Annotated in this window: 1 protein-coding gene; it reads right to left on the bottom strand. The window is 33.6% G+C overall.

What is annotated here, in order from left to right; genetic code table 11:
* Positions 1 to 654, bottom strand: a 654-nt coding sequence (locus tag HRG09_RS28310; protein WP_174104101.1) for a DNA-binding domain-containing protein, incomplete at both ends; no start/stop codon positions are given.

The raw sequence follows: 654 nt of genomic DNA, 5'->3' as shown, positions 1-654 counted from the left end.
TGTATTCGTTTTGCTTCAAAATAAAGAACCTGAATAAATTTTTTCGTATCGATACGAACAGGTAATGTTGGCTCATTATTCAACTCTGTCATCTTTCTCCTTACGGTAGTAAAATCAAAAAACCTAGAAGCATAATTTTCGAACTTCGGGTTTAAAAAATCAGTAAGTCCAAGGGATGCTAAATGGTTTAATGATTGGTAAATTGCCCTCCGGATCCGTTGTTTGGAGGCTTCAATCGATCTTTTTAATTCGACATCTTCGGTTGATTCTCCAAGTCTTTTTTGAGCTAAATTCACAAAAATTTCTTTTAGAGAGGGAACCCCTTGTTCAAACGTTTTATCTTGTTCATATTTATATAAATAATCCAGCATGTCCATTAAATCTTTACTTCCGCTTTCACTGGCTATCCCTAATTCGGATAGAAGAAAATGAACGGAATTTCGAAAATGGTTGGAAGTACTTATATATTTTTCATTACGGTATTTTCCCTGTGTACTTTGATCACTATCCAATTTAAGCACCATATTGAGCGATTCTTGAATGTTATTTATCGATTTTTCCAATCGGATTCGTTCGACGACTTTCTGAACGACTGTTAATACTTCAATCCGGTTAATCGGTTTAATAATATAATATTCAACACCAAGTGAATAT

The sequence above is a fragment of the Bacillus sp. Xin1 genome (assembly GCF_013314535.1).
Classification (GTDB): domain Bacteria; phylum Bacillota; class Bacilli; order Bacillales; family Bacillaceae_G; genus Bacillus_A.
Note: the sequence above shows the minus strand (reverse complement) of the source record. Positions and strands in the feature narration are given on the sequence as shown.